This window comes from Desertihabitans aurantiacus, from assembly GCF_003344635.1.
Taxonomy (GTDB): domain Bacteria; phylum Actinomycetota; class Actinomycetes; order Propionibacteriales; family Propionibacteriaceae; genus Desertihabitans; species Desertihabitans aurantiacus.
The window spans coordinates 1-17762 of record NZ_QPKK01000044.1 but is presented as its reverse complement, the minus strand read 5'-3'; the positions used below and the strand labels follow the sequence as shown (position 1 = coordinate 17762).

General features: G+C 73.8%; 17 protein-coding genes and 1 tRNA gene. 13 read left to right on the top strand and 5 right to left on the bottom strand.

Translation table 11 applies throughout. The features are described 5' to 3' along the window. The first annotated feature begins 163 nt into the window (after positions 1–163). A complete protein-coding gene (gene arc / locus DVA66_RS05830) occupies positions 164–1972 on the top strand; it encodes a proteasome ATPase (RefSeq protein ID WP_114559218.1) in 1809 nt (602 codons plus the stop codon). 28 nt (positions 1973–2000) lie between these two features. On the opposite strand, the gene DVA66_RS05825 is transcribed toward arc, so the two are convergent. Next, the gene (locus tag DVA66_RS05825) at positions 2001–3890 is read right to left on the bottom strand and encodes a Na+/H+ antiporter (protein ID WP_114559213.1); all 1890 of its coding nucleotides are present in this window, start codon (positions 3888–3890) and stop codon (positions 2001–2003) included. A 13-nt stretch (positions 3891–3903) separates the two neighbouring features. Next, entirely contained in the window at positions 3904–4284 is a 381-nt protein-coding gene (locus tag DVA66_RS05820) for a DUF3054 domain-containing protein (RefSeq protein ID WP_198671523.1), read from the bottom strand. A 44-nt stretch (positions 4285–4328) separates the two neighbouring features. Between DVA66_RS05820 and dop the strand changes: the two genes are divergently transcribed. The 8 genes from dop (at position 4329) to DVA66_RS05780 (ending at position 11163) form a co-directional block, all read left to right on the top strand. Next, the gene (gene dop, locus DVA66_RS05815; RefSeq protein ID WP_114559212.1) at positions 4329–5867 is read left to right on the top strand and encodes a depupylase/deamidase Dop; all 1539 of its coding nucleotides are present in this window, start codon (positions 4329–4331) and stop codon (positions 5865–5867) included. An 85-nt stretch (positions 5868–5952) separates the two neighbouring features. Beyond that, a complete protein-coding gene (locus DVA66_RS21895; protein WP_114559211.1) occupies positions 5953–6138 on the top strand; it encodes a ubiquitin-like protein Pup in 186 nt (61 codons plus the stop codon). After that, positions 6135–6989: a proteasome subunit beta gene (prcB, locus tag DVA66_RS05805; protein ID WP_114124887.1), complete on the top strand. Its 855-nt coding sequence runs from the start codon at positions 6135–6137 to the stop codon at positions 6987–6989. Before DVA66_RS21895 ends, prcB begins: the two co-directional genes overlap by 4 nt. Then, positions 6989–7708 (top strand): proteasome subunit alpha, encoded by a 720-nt coding sequence (gene prcA / locus DVA66_RS05800; protein ID WP_114559210.1) that lies wholly within the window; start codon positions 6989–6991, stop codon positions 7706–7708. Before prcB ends, prcA begins: the two co-directional genes overlap by 1 nt. After that, positions 7705–8811, top strand: coding sequence for a prephenate dehydrogenase (locus DVA66_RS05795; protein WP_232821795.1), 1107 nt, complete (start codon positions 7705–7707; stop codon positions 8809–8811). The genes prcA and DVA66_RS05795 overlap by 4 nt, the downstream gene beginning before the upstream one ends. 67 nt (positions 8812–8878) lie before the next feature. Continuing rightward, on the top strand, positions 8879–9562 hold the full coding sequence (cmk, locus tag DVA66_RS05790) for a (d)CMP kinase (protein WP_232821794.1): 684 nt from the start codon (positions 8879–8881) through the stop codon (positions 9560–9562). Beyond that, positions 9559–10944: a ribosome biogenesis GTPase Der gene (gene der, locus DVA66_RS05785; RefSeq protein WP_114559209.1), complete on the top strand. Its 1386-nt coding sequence runs from the start codon at positions 9559–9561 to the stop codon at positions 10942–10944. The genes cmk and der overlap by 4 nt, the downstream gene beginning before the upstream one ends. Positions 10945–11089: 145 nt before the next feature. Further along, positions 11090–11163 (top strand) — tRNA-Pro (locus tag DVA66_RS05780). Positions 11164–12346: 1183 nt separating this feature from the next. Here the strand turns inward: DVA66_RS05780 and DVA66_RS05770 are convergent. Beyond that, complete coding sequence (locus DVA66_RS05770; protein ID WP_157973854.1) at positions 12347–12952, bottom strand: hypothetical protein; 606 nt, start codon at positions 12950–12952, stop codon at positions 12347–12349. Positions 12953–13459: 507 nt separating this feature from the next. Between DVA66_RS05770 and DVA66_RS05765 the strand changes: the two genes are divergently transcribed. The 4 genes from DVA66_RS05765 (at position 13460) to DVA66_RS05750 (ending at position 16200) form a co-directional block, all read left to right on the top strand. Beyond that, positions 13460–13660: a hypothetical protein gene (locus DVA66_RS05765; RefSeq protein ID WP_114559206.1), complete on the top strand. Its 201-nt coding sequence runs from the start codon at positions 13460–13462 to the stop codon at positions 13658–13660. Positions 13661–13974: 314 nt separating this feature from the next. Further along, on the top strand, positions 13975–14580 hold the full coding sequence (locus DVA66_RS05760) for a dihydrofolate reductase family protein (protein ID WP_114559205.1): 606 nt from the start codon (positions 13975–13977) through the stop codon (positions 14578–14580). Positions 14581–14623: 43 nt separating this feature from the next. Next, positions 14624–14974 carry a YciI family protein gene (locus tag DVA66_RS05755; protein WP_232821793.1) on the top strand — a complete coding sequence of 117 codons (351 nt, stop codon included), beginning with the start codon at positions 14624–14626 and terminating at the stop codon, positions 14972–14974. Continuing rightward, entirely contained in the window at positions 14971–16200 is a 1230-nt protein-coding gene (locus tag DVA66_RS05750) for an RNA polymerase sigma factor (RefSeq protein WP_114559204.1), read from the top strand. Before DVA66_RS05755 ends, DVA66_RS05750 begins: the two co-directional genes overlap by 4 nt. A gap of 34 nt (positions 16201–16234) precedes the next feature. Here DVA66_RS05750 and DVA66_RS05745 read toward each other — a convergent pair whose 3' ends face one another. Both DVA66_RS05745 and DVA66_RS05740 read right to left on the bottom strand, forming a co-directional pair. Continuing rightward, positions 16235–16867 (bottom strand): response regulator transcription factor, encoded by a 633-nt coding sequence (locus DVA66_RS05745; protein WP_114559203.1) that lies wholly within the window; start codon positions 16865–16867, stop codon positions 16235–16237. After that, positions 16864–17762, bottom strand: an 899-nt coding sequence (locus tag DVA66_RS05740) for a sensor histidine kinase (protein ID WP_198671521.1), incomplete at its 5' end; no start/stop codon positions are given. The genes DVA66_RS05740 and DVA66_RS05745, both read right to left, overlap by 4 nt.

Sequence of the window (17762 nt, the reverse complement as noted above, 5' to 3'; positions counted from 1 at the left end):
GCAAGCGCCGGCCCGCCCCGGGCGCCTACGGCCCCGACTACGCCGGCCCGCGGCCCCGCAACCTGCCGCCGCACCCGGCCGACGCCGCGCCCGACGCCTAGACCCGCGCCCGCCGCGGACCGGCAGCCCGGTGCTGTCGGTGCCGCGGAGTACCGTGACGGTCATGGTCGAGGAGCAACCGCCCCGCGGAGCCCAAGATGTTCGTGCCGAGCCGGACGCCGGGCAGCGTGCGGCCCACGAGCTGGCCGCCCAGGTGTACCGCCTGAACGACGAGCTGACCTCGCTGCGCCAGCAGGTCTCCCGCCACCCCCGTGACCTCGAGCTGGCCGAGCGCCGGGTGGCCCAGGCCCGCCGCGACGTCGCCGCGCAGTCGGAGCAGAACGAGAAGCTGACCAACGCGCTGCGCGACGCCCGCCAGCGCCTGGTCGAGATGAAGACCGAGCTGGACGCGTTGGCCGAGCCGCCGGCGTCCTTCGCCCTCGTGCTCGACCGGGTCGACGGTGGTGAGCACACCCTGCTCGACGTCTCCCAGGGCGGGCGCCGGATGCGGGTCGCCACCAGCCCCGACCTCGACGCCGAGCAGCTGCGTCCGGGTCGGGCGGTGCTGCTCAACGAGGGCCTGGTCGCGGTGGAGGTGCTGGCCGAGGGCTCCGAGCCCGGCGAGGTGGTCCGGCTCAAGGACGTCCTTCCCGACGGCCTGCGCGCGGTCGTGGTGGCCCGTGGCGACGAGGAGGACGTGGTGCTGCTGGCCGAGCGGCTGCGCGCCACCCCGCCGTCCCCGGGTGACTCGCTGCTGGTCGACCGCCGGGCCGGGCTGGCCTGGGAGGTGGTGCCCAAGCTCGACGTGGAGGAGCTGGTGCTGGAGGAGGTGCCCGACATCGACTACAGCAGCATCGGCGGGCTGGGCCGCCAGATCGAGCAGATCCGCGACGCCGTCGAGCTGCCGTTCCTGCACCGCGAGCTGTTCGCCGACTACGATCTCGAGCCGCCCAAGGGCATCCTGCTCTACGGCCCGCCCGGATGCGGCAAGACGATGATCGCCAAGGCGGTGGCGCACTCGCTGGCGGTCAAGGTGCAGGAGTCGGCCGAGCAGCGCGGCGAGGCGCCCAGCCGCAAGCACTCGTTCTTCCTCAACGTCAAGGGCCCCGAGCTGCTCAACAAGTACGTCGGCGAGACCGAGCGCCACATCCGGCTGATCTTCGCCCGCGCCCGGGAGAAGGCCTCGGACGGGATGCCGGTGGTGATCTTCTTCGACGAGATGGAGTCGCTGTTCCGCACCCGCGGCACCGGCGTCTCCTCCGACGTGGAGAACACCATCGTGCCGCAGCTGCTGAGCGAGATCGACGGCGTGGAGCAGCTGGCCAACGTCATCGTCATCGGGGCCTCCAACCGGGAGGACATGATCGACCCGGCGATCCTGCGCCCGGGCCGGCTGGACGTGAAGATCAAGGTGGAGCGGCCCGACGCCGAGGCGGCCCGGGAGATCTTCGCCAAGTACCTCACCGCGGCGCTGCCCCTGCACCCGGCCGACCTCGAGGAGTTCGGCGGCGACGCCGCCCGCTGCCGGGAGGCGATGATCGAGCGGACGGTGGAGCACATCTACACCGACTCCGAGGAGAACCAGTTCCTCGAGGTCACCTACGCCGGCGGCGACAAGGAGGTCCTGTACTTCAAGGACTTCACGTCGGGGGCGATGGTGCAGAACATCGTCGGGCGGGCCAAGAAGATGGCGATCAAGGAGCAGCTGGCCACCGGCGTGGGCGGCATCCGGATCGGGCACCTGCTGCAGGCCTGCACCGACGAGTTCGCCGAGAACGAGGACCTGCCCAACACCACCAACCCCGACGACTGGGCGCGGATCTCGGGCAAGAAGGGGGAGCGGATCGTCTACATCCGCACCCTCATCAACCGCAAGGAGCCGGGTCAGGCCCGCTCGATCGACACGGTGACCAACACCGGCCAGTACCTGTGAGGACGCCCCGCGCCGCCCGGTGCCCGGCTCAGCCGACCTGCTCGTCGAGGTAGCACCAGCGCCACTGCTCGCCCGGCTCGAAGGAGCGCATCACCGGGTGGCCGGTCTGCTGGAAGTGGCTGGTGGCGTGCCGACCGGTGGAGGAGTCGCAGCAGCCGACCTGGCCACAGGTGAGGCACAGCCGCAGGTGCACCCAGTCCAGACCCTCCGCCTCGCAGCGGGCGCAACCCCGGGTCCGTGGCTCGGGATCGGGTCCGGTGCGGGCGAGGTGGGCGCAGCCGTCGGTCGCAGGGGCGGCGACGCCACTGCCCTCCGACGCGCCCAGCGCGGCGGCCTCGGTGGCCCGCTCGAAGCGGGTCGCCACCACCTGCAGGTTCGCCTCCTCCAGGTCCAGGGCGTCCAGCACCTCCTGCAGCACCGCCGACTCCACCAGCCCGGAGTCGCGGATCCGCAGCACCTCGGCCCGCTCGGCCGCGATCATGTGCGAGCGCAGCGTCCGCCAGCCCTCACCGGGGGTGCCGCGCTCGTCGACGCCGGCGCGGATCGCCTCCCACAGCATGTTGGCCCGCTCCTCAGAGCGCTCCCGCAGCCGGTCGAAGGTGTCGGCCAGCTCGGGGCGCTCGGCCACCAGCTCCTCCACCGCCCGGACGCCCGCGCGCGCCGCCCGGGTGACCACCTCGGCGGCCTGCAGCGAGTCCTCGCGGGCGTTGGGCCCCTGCACCCGCATCGTCCGGGCGAACCAGGGCAGCGTCGCACCCTGGCCGATGAGCGTGCCGGCCACCACCACCAGGGCGGCGAACAGCAGCACCTCGCGGTGCGGGGTCTCCGTGGGCAGGGTGAGCGCGGCGGCCAGGGTGACCACCCCGCGCATCCCCGCCCACGACACCACCAACAGCTCACCGCGTCCCATCCGCTCACCGCGCATCCCGGGCACGTTGATGAAGCGCTGCACCAGCAGCACCCACAGCGGCCGGGTCAGCACCGCCACCACCAGCACGGCCACGCACACCAGCACCAGCTGGCCGAGCGGCAGCGAGGAGCGCCGCAGCTCGATCAAGGTCGGCGCCAGCTGCAGCCCCACCAGCAGGAAGACCGCGTTCTCGGCGAAGTACTGCACCGTCGCCCAGTTGATCCGGGTGCTCAGCCGGGCCAGCGCGGTCTGCTGCACCGGGGCACGGTGGGCCAGCAGGAGCCCGCAGGCGACCACCGCCAGCACACCCGACCCGTGCAGCTCCTCGGCGGGCACGAAGACCATCCAGGGGGTGACGAGGGAGAGCGCGGTGCTGGCGCGCGGGTCGCCCAGCCGGCGGTGCAGCCAGCCCAGCACCACCGCGGCCAGCACCCCGACGCCTGCGCCGACGACGATGGACAGCACGAAGTCGACCCCCACCTCGGCCGGGGTGACCGCGCCGAGGATGGCGGCCGAGGTGGTGCCGAGCAGCACGATCGCGGTCGCGTCGTTGACCAGCGACTCACCCTCCAGCACGGTGACCACCCGGCGCGGCAGCCCGATCCGGCGGCCGACCGCGGTGGCGGCGACGGCGTCCGGGGGACCGACCACGGCGCCGAGCGCGAAGGCGGCCGCCAGCGGGACGGGCAGCAGCCACCAGGCGGTCAGCCCGACGGTGAGCATGGTCACCACCACGAGACCGACCGACAGCGCGACGATGGCGCGGCGCTCGCGCTTGAAGTCGATCAGCGAGACCTGGATCGCGGCGGCGAACAGCAGCGGCGGCAGCAGGCCCACCAGCACGATCTCGGGGTCGAGGGGTTCGTCGGGGGTGAAGGGCAGGAACGAGGCGACCAGCCCCAGCACCGTCAGCACGAGCGGTGAGGGCCAGCCCAGGCGTCGGGACACCGACGCCACGACGATCACCGTCAGGGCCAGCAGGATCAGCGAGAGCTCGGTGCCGTGCATCGGGGTCCGCCCTTCAGGTGCGTCGGAGCCGTCGGGCGCCCAGCGCGCCCGCGACCAGGCGCCAGCCCACCAGCAGCACCCCGAGGGTGAGCACGGTGACCAGCGCGAACGAGAGCGGCGGCACCGCGCCCTCGAGCAGCCCGCGCAGCAGCAGCCCGCCGAGGGCGGTGACCGCCCACACCAGCAGCGCCGCACGCAGCGCCGTGGCGGGGAGGCGCGGTGGCACCTGCCAGGGACGGGTGAGCGCCCAGGCGGCCACCAGCGCGAGCAGGAACGGGGCCGCCGTCTGCAGCACCCCGAGCGGGGACAGCCCCTCGGCGTGGTTGGCCCGTCCGACCAGCACGAACAGCAGCACGGCGGCGACGTCGGTCAGCATCACCAGCACGGGTCGCACCGGGTCACCGTAGCCCCCGCCGCCGACTGCGTAGCCTGTGCCGCATGCCGGAACCCGAGCAGGTGACCCCGACGGTGCTCGGTCTGGAGACCGAGTACGGCATCCTGCTGGCCGACCAGGCCTGCGCCTCCCCGGTGCAGGACGGCCTGGACGCCCTGCACCCGATGCACCTGTCGAACGCGGTGATCCGCACCTACGGCGAGCTGGTCCGCCAGCACAGCACCGGCTGGGACTACCAGACCGAGTCGCCGCTGAACGACCAGCGCGGGTTCGAGGTGCCGCGGGGCAAGGCGCTGGCCGACCAGCTGACCGACGTCGAGAACGGGCTGGCGAACCTGGTGCTGACCAACGGCGCCCGGCTCTACGTCGACCACGCCCATCCCGAGTACGCCACACCCGAGGTCACCGGGCCTCGGGACGCGGTGCTGTGGGACCGCGCCGGTGACCTGGTGATGCTGCAGGGCGCCCGCGCCGCGTCGAGGCTGCTCGGCCGCCAGGTGCGGCTGTACAAGAACAACACCGACGGCAAGGGCGCCTCCTACGGCACCCACGAGAACTACCTGCTCAGCCGCAGCACCCCCTTCCACCGGGTGGTCGTCCAGCTCACCCCGTTCCTGGTCTCGCGCGGGGTGCTGGTCGGCGCCGGGCGGGTCGGACGCGGCCAGAGCAGCGAGCTGCCCGGCTTCCAGATCACCCAGCGCGCGGACTTCTTCGAGGCCGAGGTGGGGCTGGAGACGACGGTGAACCGCCCGATCGTCAACACCCGCGACGAGCCGCACGCCGACGCCTCCCGGCACCGCCGCCTGCACGTCATCACCGGCGATGCCAACCAGTCCGAGTACGCCACCTGGCTGAAGGTGGGCACCGCCTCGCTGGTGCTGCGGCTGGTGGAGTCCGGCGGCTGGCGCGACGTGCCCGCACTGGTCGACCCGGTCCGCGCCATGCACGTGCTCAGCCACGACCCGTCCCTGCGCGCCACGGTGGCCCTGGAGGACGGCCGCGAGCTGACTGCGCTGGACCTGCAGCACAGGGTGCTCTCGGCCGTCCGCGAGCACCTGGCCCGCCACGGCGCCGGGCCCGAGGACGAGGAGGTGGTGGCGGCGTGGCAGCAGGTGCTGGACGACCTCGCCGTCGATCCGGCCCGCTGCGCCGACCGGCTGGACTGGGTGGCCAAGCAGCAGCTGGTCGAGCGCTACCGCGAGCGCGACGGGCTGGGCTGGGACGCCCCCAAGCTGGCCCTGCTCGACCTGCAGTACGCCGACATCGACCCCGAGCGCAGCCTCTACCACGCGCTGCGCCGGGCCGGCCGGGTGCGCACCCTGCTCGACGACGCCGAGGTCGAGCGCGCCCGCACCGAGCCGCCCACCGACACCCGCGCGTTCTTCCGCGGACGCTGCATGAGCCGCTTCGCCGACCAGGTGGTGGCCGCCTCCTGGGACTCGGTGATCTTCCAGCTCGACCGGCACCGCTCCTGGGTCCGACTGCCGATGGCCGACCCGCTGCGCGGCACCCGCGCCGCGGTCGGCGACCTGCTCGACCGGGCCGGCGACGCCGCGGAGCTGCTCGACCTGCTCGGCTCCTGAAGCGAACCGCGCCCGGGTGCGGGCACCGCAGCGGTGTGTCGGCCGGCCGCACTAGGCTGACCGCGACACGTCAGAGGAGGTCACGATGTCGGAGCAGACCCACGGTCGCCGCCACGACGAGGGCGAGGACGTCCCGCCGCCGGAGGCACCCGCAGAGAAGTCCCAGACCGCGTCGGACGACTTCGACGAGCTGCTGGACGAGATCGACTCGGTGCTGGAGTCCAACGCCGAGGAGTTCGTCCGCTCGTTCGTCCAGAAGGGTGGCCAGTGACCGCGCAGACGCACGGGTCGAACGCGTTCGGGGCCGGGCTGCCGCCCGCCTTCCTGCGCGCCGGCTCCTCCTCCTTCGCCGAGTTCCTCACCCAGGTCGCCCCCGACCTGCTGCCGAGCAGCCGCGCCACCCTGAGCGACGCCACCGAGCTCAGCCCGCACGGCACCACCATCGTCGCCTGCACCTTCCCCGGCGGGGTGATGATGGCCGGTGACCGGCGGGCCACGATGGGCAACCTCATCGCCCAGCGCGACATCCAGAAGGTCTTCGCCTCCGACGAGTTCTCCCTGGTGGGGATCGCCGGGGCGGCCGGCATCGCGGTCGAGATGGTGCGGCTGTTCCAGACCGAGCTCGAGCACTACGAGAAGCTCGAGGGCGCACCGCTCAGCCTGGACGGCAAGGCGAACCGGCTGGCCGCGATGATCCGGCAGAACCTGGGCCTGGCCATGCAGGGCCTGGCGGTGCTGCCGCTCTTCGCCGGCTGGGACACCGCCGCGGAGCAGGGCCGGATCTTCTCCTACGACGCCACCGGCGGACGCTACGAGGAGACCGCCTTCCACGCCGTCGGCTCGGGCTCGGTGTTCGCCCGCGGCTCGCTGAAGAAGGTGTACTCACAGCAGCTGGACGCCCGCGCCTGCGCGATGGCGGTGATCCAGGCCCTCTACGACGCCGCCGACGACGACTCGGCCACCGGCGGGCCCGACCTGGCCCGGCGGATCTTCCCGGTCGTCATGCAGGCGACCCCCGACGGGGTGAGCCGGCTCAGCGACGCCGAGACCAGCGAGATCGCCGGCGAGGTGGTCGCCGCCCGGATGGAACGTCCCGACGGCCCGGCAGCAGGGGTGATCTGATGAGTTCTCCGTTCTACGTCGCGCCCGAGCAGCAGATGAAGGACCGGGCCGACTTCGCCCGCAAGGGCATCGCCCGGGGCCGCTCGGTGGCGGTGCTGCGCTACGCCGAGGGCATCCTCTTCGTGGCGGAGAACCGCTCGCAGGCCCTGCACAAGGTGAGCGAGATCCACGACCGGATCGGTTTCGCCGCGGTCGGGCGCTACAACGAGTTCGAGAACCTGCGCATCGCCGGCATCCGGCACGCCGACATGCGCGGCTACGCCTACGACCGCTCCGACGTCACCGGGCGGGGACTGGCCAACGCCTACGCCCAGCTGCTCGGCACCATCTTCTCCAGCGGCGGGGAGAAGCCCTACGAGGTGGAGCTGGTGGTGGCTGAGCTCGGGCCCGCCCCGGGCACCGACCAGATCTACCGGCTCACCTACGACGGCTCGGTCGCCGACGAGGAGCACCTGGCGGTGATGGGCGGGTCGGCCGAGGTGATCACCGACGCGCTGGACGCCGGCTACCGCGACGACCTGTCCCTGGCCGAGGCGGTCCGGCTGGCCGTGCGCTCGCTGGGCTCGGACGCCGGGCCGGACAAGCCGGTCCGCGAGCTGGGGCCGGACTCGCTGGAGGTGGCCGTGCTGGACCGCTCGCGCAGCCAGTCCCGCAAGTTTCGCCGGATCACCGGGCCGGCGCTGCAGCGGCTGCTCGACGACGCCCCGACCGCGGGGTGAGCCGGGCGCTGGCGCGCAGCGCGGCCGTCCCCGAGCCGGTGCTCGTCATCGGCGCGGGCATGGTCGGCGCCTCGGTCGGGTGCGCGCTCACCGAGGCCGGGTTCACCGTCCACCTCGAGGACGCCGCACCCGCCCACGCCCAGGTGGCGGCCTCGCTCGGGGCCGGCAGCGCGGAGCCGGTCGACCCGGCCGCGGTGGGTCTGGTGGTGGTGGCCGTCCCGCCCCGGCCGCTGGCAGGCGTGGTGGCCGCGGCCCTGCGGCGCTTCCCGACGGCCCGGGTCACCGACGTCGGCTCGGTGAAGTCGCGACCGCTGCAGGAGCTGCAGGCCGCCGGGGTCGACCTCGCCCGCTACGTCGGCTCCCACCCGATGGCCGGCTCGCACCGCGCCGGGCCGGTGGCCGCCGACCCGTTCCTCTTCCTCGACCGCACCTGGGTGCTGTGCGAGCACCCCGACGCGGCTCCCGAGACGGTGCGCGCGGTGGAGGCGCTGGTGCGCGCCTGCCGGGCCCGGCTGGTGCGGATGGATCCGCACCAGCACGACGCCGCGGTGGCGCGGGTCTCCCACCTGCCCCACCTGGTGGCCGGGCTGGTGGCCGGGAGCCTGACCGAGGTGCCGCCCGAGCAGCTCGCGCTGGCCGGGCAGGGGGTGCGCGACGTCACCCGCATCGCCGGCGGCGACCCGCGGCTGTGGGAGCAGATCATCACCATGAACGCCGACGTGCTGGCCGGTGAGCTGGCCGCGCTGCAGCACCGACTCGACCGGCTGCGCACCGCCCTGGACGAGGCCGGCGACGGTGAGGCCGGGGCCTTGTCGGCGTGGCTGGAGGAGGGCCGGGCCGGCACCCGCCGGATCCCGGGCAAGCACGGCGGGGCGCACGTGGAGTGGGCCCGGCTGGTGGTGGAGATCCCCGACGCCCCGAACGCGCTGGGCCGGCTGTTCACCGACATCGGCGACGCCGGGCTCAACGTGGAGGACATCACCATCGAGCACGATCCCGCCCGCCGGGTGGGCTACCTGTCCCTCGACGTCGAGGCCGAGGCGCGTCCCACCGTGGTCGCGCTGCTGACCGAGGCGGGCTGGACGGTCGAGACCGCGGTCTGAGCCGCAGCGGCGGTCGGCACCCGCGACCGGACCGGTGTGTGGGTGGCAGCGGATAGGCTGCTCCGCTGTGAGTGAGCAGCAGCCCAGCACCCTGGTGATCGCCATCGACGGGCCGAGCGGGTCCGGCAAGTCGAGCACCGCCAAGGGCGTGGCACGCCGCCTCGGGCTGGCGTTCCTCGACACCGGGTCGATGTACCGGGCGTGCGCCTGGCAGGCCGCCGAGGACGGCGTCAGCGAGGCCGCCGACCTGGTCGCCCTGGCGCGGGCGGCCGACCTGGAGGTGGGCACCGATCCTGATGACGCGCGGGTGCGGATGAACGGCACCGACGTCACCGAGGCGATCCGGCTCCCGCAGATCTCGGCCGAGGTCAGCAAGGTGGCGGTGGTGCCGGAGGTGCGGGTCGAGCTGGTCCGCCGCCAGCGTGAGATCGTCGCCGACACCCTGGCCGGCGGCCGGGGGATCGTGCTCGAAGGGCGCGACACCACCACGGTGGTGACGCCGGAGGCCGACGTCCGGGTGCTGCTGGTGGCCGACCCCGGTGCCCGGGTGGCCCGCCGGCACGCCGAGCTGGGGGAGGTGGTCGACGTGGCGGCGGTGAGCGACCAGGTGATCCGCCGTGACCGGGACGACTCGACCGTGGCCGCCTTCACCGAGGCCGCCGACGGAGTGGTGGTGGTCGACTCCACCGAGCTGACCCTGGAGCAGGTCGTGGACGCCGTGGTGGCGCTCGCGGGGAAGGTGCACGTATGAGCAGCAGCGAGGAGCCCGGCACCGACGAGGCGGGCACTGACGAGGTCGGCGCCGGCGCCGTGGTGAAGCCGGTGGTCGCCGTGGTCGGACGTCCCAACGTCGGCAAGTCGACCCTGGTGAACCGGATCATCGGTCGCCGCGCCGCCGTCGTCCAGGACGTCCCGGGCGTCACCCGTGACCGGGTGTCCTACGACGCCCGGTGGAACGGCCGCGAGTTCGTGGTGGTCGACACGGGCGGCTGGGCCCCGGACGCGCAGGGGATGGCGGCCCAGATCGCCGAGCAGGCCGAGCTGGCCATCGCCGCGGCCGACGCCGTGCTGCTGGTGGTCGACGCCACCGTCGGCATCCAGGACGTCGACGAGGCCGTGGTGCGGGTGCTGCGGCGCAGCAACAAGCCGGTGGTGCTGGCGGCCAACAAGGTCGACGACCAGCGCACCGAGGCCGAGGCGGCGGCGATGTGGAACCTGGGGCTCGGGGAGCCGTTCCCGGTCTCGGCGCTGCACGGCCGCGGGTCGGGCGACCTGCTGGACGCCGTCCTGGCCGCGCTGCCCGAGGCGCCGGCGGAGACCTTCGACGCACCCCGCGGTCCGCGCCGGGTGGCCATCGTCGGCAAGCCCAACGTCGGCAAGTCGAGCCTGCTCAACAAGCTCTCGGGACAGCAGCGCTCGGTGGTCGACGACGCCTCGGGCACCACGGTCGACCCGGTGGACGAGCTGGTCGACATCGGCGGGGTCACCTACCAGCTGATCGACACCGCCGGCATCCGCCGCCGCGTCAAGGAGGCGTCCGGGCACGAGTACTACGCCAGCCTGCGCACCCAGGGGGCGATCGAGCGGGCTGAGGTGTGCATCGTGGTGATCGACGCCAGCGAGCCGATCACCGAGCAGGACCTGCGCATCCTCAGCATGGTGGAGGAGGCCGGTCGGGCGCTGGTGGTCGCCTTCAACAAGTGGGACCTCACCGACGAGGAGCGCCGGCGCTACCTCGACCGCGAGATCGAGCGGGACATGGTGCAGTTCACCTGGGCCGGCCACGTCAACATGTCGGCGCTGACCGGGCGGCACGTCGAACGGGTCGGCACCGCCATCGAGGGGGCGCTCGCGGCCTGGGAGACCCGGGTCTCGACGGGCAAGCTCAACTCCTTCCTCGGACGGGTCGTCGCGGCCCACCCGCATCCGGTGCGCAGCGGCAAGCAACCGCGGATCCTGTTCGGCACCCAGGCCCAGGCCGGCCCGCCGACCTTCGTGCTCTTCACCTCCGGCACCCTCGACCCGCAGTACGTCCGCTTCGTCGAGCGCCGGCTGCGCGAGGACTTCGACTTCCAAGGCACCCCGATCCACCTGGAGGTGCGCGCCCGGGAGAAGCGCAAGGACCGCACCTGATCTGCACCCGCCGCCCGGTGCCCGTGACCCAGCCACAGAGCCTCGAGCCTGTCGAGGGGCGGACGGCGATACCTACGGATTGGTGACCACCGGCCGCTCTGCGGTAGTGTTCACGACGCTCCGCCGGGCGACCGGCGCGGGTGAGCGGGCTGTGGCGCAGCTTGGTAGCGCACTTGACTGGGGGTCAAGGGGTCGCAGGTTCGAATCCTGTCAGCCCGACGTAAGAGCCCAGGTGAGAGCAGGTTTCTCCCCTGGGCTTCGTCATGTCCAGGGGTCGTCTTCTCCCTCGCCCGGACAGATGCGGGTTGGAGCTGTTGGCGCCGTAGGCCCAGACGATCGCGGACACGATCAGCGCCATGGGAACACGTCCATCAGGCACCTGCGCCGGCTTCTTCGTGCCGGCCGCTGCCCCGAGGTGCGAGGAGCTCGCGACTAGAGTGGCGGCATCGATCGAACGGGTCAGGAGCAACCGTGTCACGGGGATGGTTGACGATTGCGCGGCTGACGAACGCGCAGTGGTTCGCCGTGAGCTTGTTCGAGGACGTCATCGAGTTGCCCGATCGGCTCGCACGGGAGCGCGGCAAGGGGGCGTTCGCGGCGGGTAGCCCTGCTCGCTATCACGTGCCGATGTCTCCGCTGGTGCTTGGGTCGGCGGCTGTCGCGGCAGCGAGAGCACGCCCGGGGCTGGCCCGTCGCTGGGCAGTCACTGGCGCGGTACTGACCGGAGTTTCGGGAGCATTGACTGGCCTCCTCATCGGAACGGTCAATGTGCCACTGCTGGAGGACACCGGTGAACCGGAGCAGCGCCCGAGGCTCGTTGCGCGGTGGCATCGCGTGAACAAGGCTCGACTCGTGGTGCTCCTGTGCGCGGGGGCTGCCTTCTGTAGGTCGGCGCGGACCGCGACCCCTGTCCCTTAGAGGTCAGCGGAGTCACCCTTGACCGGCGCCAGGGATCTTCGAGGCGTTCGGAGTGTCCATGCTGCAAGGTGCTCGGGGTGTGGTCATGGCCGCGGGGCGGCTGTCAGCGGCGGGTACTGGCGTAGCTGTTCCAGGCGGAGCCGGTGAGTTCGGTCCAGCGGGGGGCTGTGTGACGTGGACGCCGATGAGGGAAGGGAACACGGCGGGCGGTGTCGCGGAGGCCACGGTGGTCAGGGCGGCGGTCTTCGCGGCGGGTTGGGCAGAGCAGGATCAGGCAGGTGGCGGCGCGGTCCTCGACGCTGCCAACAATGCAGGTTGTGGCGTGCGCTGCGTGATCCGACGCGGAATCACTCGGAGATCGGTCTCGCTCGAGCCGTTCGGACGCCTCGGGGGTCAAGGGTCGCAGGTTCGGATCCTGTCAGCCCGACGTCTCCAGCCGGTGTGCGCTCCCGCTGCGCGGGTGGGTGCGTGTGGGGGAGTCGGCTCACCCCACGGGCTGGAGCGAGGCCACGACCTGGTGGAACTCCTCCACACGCTCGACGGGCACCTCGGCCATCGCCTGCGGCGCCGACAGCGACACCGAGTAGGTCGTCCCCGCCTCGTCGCCACGCAGGAAGAGGGTGCGCACGCTCTGGTCCGCCTCAGGCAGGTCCTGCAGCAGTGCCACGTGGTCACGGCCGGCCAGGCTGACGTCCACGGCCGCGGCCTCGCCGCCGGCCTCCTGCACCCGCGCGATGGTCTCGTCGACGAACGCGTCGAAGGCCTCGGCCGTGCTGTCGTCGCCGTCCACGGTGATCCGGTAGCTCAGGGCGTCGACGACGAGCACGGCCTCGGTGGGATCGCCCGCCACCGCCGGCTGGTAGCCCTCGGGCAGGCGCCAGGTCGCGCTGCCCCCGGAGAACGTCTCGCCCCACTCCCCGGCGGTCAGCCGGTCGTCGCCGGGGTCGGGCAGCGCGGACGGGTACACCTCGTCCAGGCCGCCGCCCGCCGGGTCCGGCGCGGGCCCGGTCGGGGAGCAACCGGCCAGCACCGCCGCCGTGGCGACCAGCGCCGCCGTCCCCGCGACCACCTGTGCGGCCCAGCTCCTCATCGCCATCCTCTCCTCGCTGCCGGTCGTGCCCTGCCCGCGACCGGTCGCCGGCGTCGAGACACCTGCGCACCGTCTGCGACCGCCATCCTGGCAGCCTCCAGGACGACTGGACGCGCTCCCGCGCACCCAGGCCCCCGGATCGGGCTCGAGCGACCCTGGCGCAGGTTAGACCAGCTGTTCTGAAATCAGTCCATGTGTTCTAGCCCTGCGGTGCTCCCCGGGCCGACCTTCTGGACCAGGGGGATGCTGATGGCGGTGGCGTTTCCGCTGCTGCCGGTCGCGAACCGCGAGGCTGCAGCGCCCGCTCGGCGACCTCGTCCGCGACGCGCGGGAGCGGTTCGCCGGACCCGTCTGGGCCCGGGTGTGGTCCTCGAAGCGCCAGGCGTTGCGCGCGTCCCGGTAGCGGTCGGTGCCGACGACGTCGAAGATCGACCAGTCAGGGCGCTCCCACTCCCCGGTGCCGTAGGAGAGATCGGGCTGGGTTACCTGCGTACGACCACCGGGTCGGTGTGGGCGCCCATCGGCTTCCACACCGCCTTCCAGACCGGACCACAGCTGGTCCTCACCCACGACGCCGTCCACCTCGTCGGCGACTCCGGCGTGGCCGGGATCGCCCTGGGGGCCGTCCCCTTCACCGTGGCGGCCGTCCTCGTCTCCACCACCGGGGTCCCCTCCGTCGTGACGGCGGGAGCACAGGCGTCGCGGTGAACGGCCCCGGGAGCTCAGGCTCGGGAGCTCGGGGAGAGGTTCGCCCGTCCGGGGCGGGCAGCGGCGTCCGGGATCACGGCGGCCGTGTCATACGGCGGCCGCCGCCTGGTCACGGGTCTGGGGAGGGCGATGGGCAGCCGGCACGTCATCGGGCTGGCCCGCAAGGGGCTGGTGCGGACGGGCACCCCCGAGGGTCTGGGGAATTGGGTCCGGCTCCCTGTGTCCGATCCGGGCGAGCCCGTTCGTCGTCAGGGTGAGCGGCCACCCGACGGGGGTGGCCACCAGGGCCTGGGCCCGCAGGAGGACGGACGACCATGAAGCTGACGACGATCACCAACATCTCGGTCGACGGGGTCATGCAGGGGCTCGGCGGGCCCGAGGAGGACCGCAGGGACGGGTTCCGGCGCGGGGGCTGGGCGCTGCCGCTGTTCGACGCCCGGGCCGAGGAGCTCCTCGGCGGGATCTACCAGCGCGCCGAGGCGTTCCTCTTCGGCCGACGCACCTACGACGTCTTCGCCACCTCGTGGGGCGCGGTGCCGGAGATGGCCGCCAGCCCCATCGGGCGGGCCCTGAACGAGCGACCGAAGTACGTCGTCTCCGGCACCCTTCCCGAGCCGCCGTGGGCGGGCACCACGGTGCTGTCGGGAGACCTCGCCGCCGCGGTGGGGGAGCTGCGCGCCCGCCCCGGTGGTGAGCTGCAGGTGCACGGCAGCGGCACGCTGCTGCGCTGGCTGCTCGAGCACGAGCTGGTCGACGAGATGGTGCTGCTCACCTACCCGGTGGTGGTGGGCCAGGGCACCCGGCTGTTCCCCGCCGACGGCCCGGACGCCGCCCTCGAGCTGGTGGAGGTCGGCCCGGTCTCCAACGGCATCACCATGCAGGTGTACCGGCCGGCGGGCCGTCCCCGCTACGCCGCGTGAGCGGGCTCTCGCCGAGCGCCCCGCAGCGGAGGAGGATGGGCTCGTGCAGTACCTGATGACCGTGGTCGAGGAGTTCCTGCCCGGCGGTCTCCGCGAGGACCCGGCCGGTTCGGCCACCTCCTCCGAGGCGGCCGCGATCGACGCCTTCGACGACCGCTTGCGCGCGGGCGGCTACTGGGTGTTCGCCGGCGGGCTCGACGCCCCGGGCACCGCCACGGTGGTGGACCGCCGCGGCGAGGACACGGTGGTCACCGACGGGCCGTTCCTGGAGTCCAAGGAGCACCTGGGCGGGTTCTGGGTCATCGAGGCCCCCGATCTCGACGTCGCCCTGGGGCTCGCCGCCGAGGCGTCCCGGGCCTGCCGGCGCCGGATCGAGGTGCGGCCCTTCCTGTGACCGGGAGCGACCCGCGGGCGGCCGTCGCCCGCGCCCACCGCGAGGAGTGGGCGCGGGTGGTCGCCGCCCTCACCCGGCGCTTCGGCGACCTCGACGTCGCCGAGGAGGCCGCGGCCGAGGCCTTCGCGGCTGCCGTCGAGCGCTGGCCGGCCGATGGCGTCCCCGACCGCCCCGGCGCCTGGCTGACCACCACCGCCATCCGCAAGGCGATCGACCGGATCCGCCGGGAGCAGCGGCGGGAGGAGAAGCACCGGGAGGCCGAGGTGTGGTCCCAGGACGCCACCGAGCCCGTCGGGCCGGTCGAGGACGACCGGCTCCGGCTGGTCTTCACCTGCTGCCACCCGGCGCTGGCGATGGAGGCCCGGGTGGCCCTGACGCTGCGGTTGGTCGGCGGGCTGACCGTCGCCGAGATCGCCCGGGCCTTCCTGCTGACCGAGAGCGCGACGGCTCGGCGGATCACCCGGGCCAAGGCGAAGATCAAGGGAGCGGGGATCCCGTACCGGCTGCCGTCGGCCGACGACCTGCCCGAGCGCGTCACCGGGGTGCTCGCCGTGCTCTACCTCGTCTTCAACGAGGGCTACCTGGCGACCGGCCCGGACACCGACCCGGTGCGTCCTGCGCTCACCGGTGAGGCGATCCGGCTGACCCGGCTGCTGCGGACGCTGCTGCCCGACGACGGGGAGGTGACCGGCCTGCTGGCGCTGATGGTCCTCACCGAGGCCCGCCGCGCCGCCCGGGTCGACGTCGACGGCCGGCTGGTGGTCCTGGCCGAGCAGGACCGCGGACGCTGGGACGCCGCGCTGGTCGCCGAGGGCCACCGGCTGGTGCGCGAGCGGCTGGCCGCCGGGGTCGCCCCGGGGCGCTACCAGCTGCTGGCCGCGATCAACGCCGTGCACACCTCCGCCCCGGACGCGGCGAGCACGGACTGGTCGCAGGTGCTCGCCCTCTACGACCAGCTGGTCCGGCTCGACCCGTCCCCGGTGGTCGCCCTCAACCGTGCGGTCGCCCTCGCCGAGGTGGACGGTGCCGGAGCGGCGCTGGCGGTCGTCGACCGGCTCGGCGACGCCCTCGACGGCTACCACGCCTACCACGCCACGCGCGCCGACCTGCTCCGCCGGCTCGGCCGGACCGGGCCGGCGCGGGCGGCCTACCGCCGGGCCGTCGAGCTGGCCGGCAACAGCGCCGAGACCGCCTACCTGGGTGCCCGGCTGGCAGAGCTGGGCTGACCGCGGCTCCGGTGGGACGCCGCTGCGCGAGGTCTCAGCCGGGCGGCCGGCCGAGACCCGCGTCCCGGGCGATCGCGACCGCCTGCGCGCGGCTGGCCGCCCCCAGCTTGGCCAGGATGCTCGACACCAGGTTGCGGACGGTCTTGACCGACAGCACCAGCACCTCCGCGATGTGCTCGTTGGAGCGTCCCCGGCTCATCAGCTCCAGCACCTCCCGCTCACGCCCGGTCAGCTGCGGCAGCACCGGGGTCGCACCGGCCCCCAGGTTCGCCCGCACGCGGTCGACGACGGGCGCGCCCACCACCAGGCTGCCGCCGACCACCGCGTCGAGGGCGAGCCGGATCTCGGCGTGCCCCGCCCCCTTGAGCAGGTAGCCCGAGGCGCCGGCGCGCAGCGCGGCGAGGACGGTGACGTCCTCCTCCAGCATGGTGAGGGCGAGCACCCGCACCTGCGGGTGCCGCCGCGACAGCACCCGGATCGCCTCCAGGCCACCCATGCCGGGCAGGTGCAGGTCCATCACGACGACGTCGGGTGCGGTCCGGGCCACCGCCTCCAGCGCCTCCTCCCCGGTGCCGGCCTCGGCGACCGTCTCGACCCCCAGCTCGTCCAGCAGCAGCCGGAGCCCGTCACGGAACACCGGGTGGTCGTCGCAGAGCAGCACCCTCACGTCGGCACCACCTCGGGCAGGGGGAGCGCGGCCTCCACGCGGGTACCGGCGGGTCCGCTGGTGACCTCGAGCACGCCGCCGAGGTCGGTGGCCCGCTCGCGCATCGAGACCAGCCCGACGCCCGGGGCCGCGCCCGAGGGGTCGAAGCCGTGCCCGTCGTCGACCACGGTGACCCGCAGCGTCCGGTCCTCCCCGCGCACGCCCACCCGGACCTCGGTCGCGCCGGCGTGGCGGGCGGCGTTGCCCATCGCCTCGGCTGCGATCCGGTAGGCGGCGAGCTCGGTGGCCGCCGGCAGCTCGAGGTCGGGGTCGGCCTCGACGACCACCCGCAGGGTGTCGCCGGAGAGGTCGGCCGCCACCTCCTGCAGCGCGCCACCGAGCCCGAGGTCGTCCACGGCCAGCGGCCCGAGGTCCTGGGTCACCCGACGCAGCGAGGCCAGCGCCTGACGTCCCACCGCGTGCAGCCGCAGCAGCCGGTCGCGGGTGGCCTCCGGGGTGCGGTCGAGGGCCAGCACCGCCACGTCGGCCTGGGTGAGGATCGCCGACAGCAGCGGCCCGACGTCGTCGTGGAGGTCGCGGCGCACCCGCCTCCGCTCCTCCTCCCGGGCGAGCAGCAGGGCCCGGTGCGAGCGGCGGAGATCGGCCAGCAGCCGGGCTGAGGCGAGCACGGCCGCGACCGGGCGGGCCAGGTCGGTGAGCAGGTCCAGGTCGCGGGGGCCGAGCGGGTCGACCGCGGAGCGGGCCGCGACCAGCAGCACGCCCTCGCGGTGGCCGAGGTGCACCAGCGGCACCTCCTGCGCGGCCGGTGCTCCGGCAGGACGGACGCCGGCCTCGACGACGGTGGCGCCGTCGACCACCACCGCCGCCCACGGCACGCGCAGCGCCGCCAGCAGCG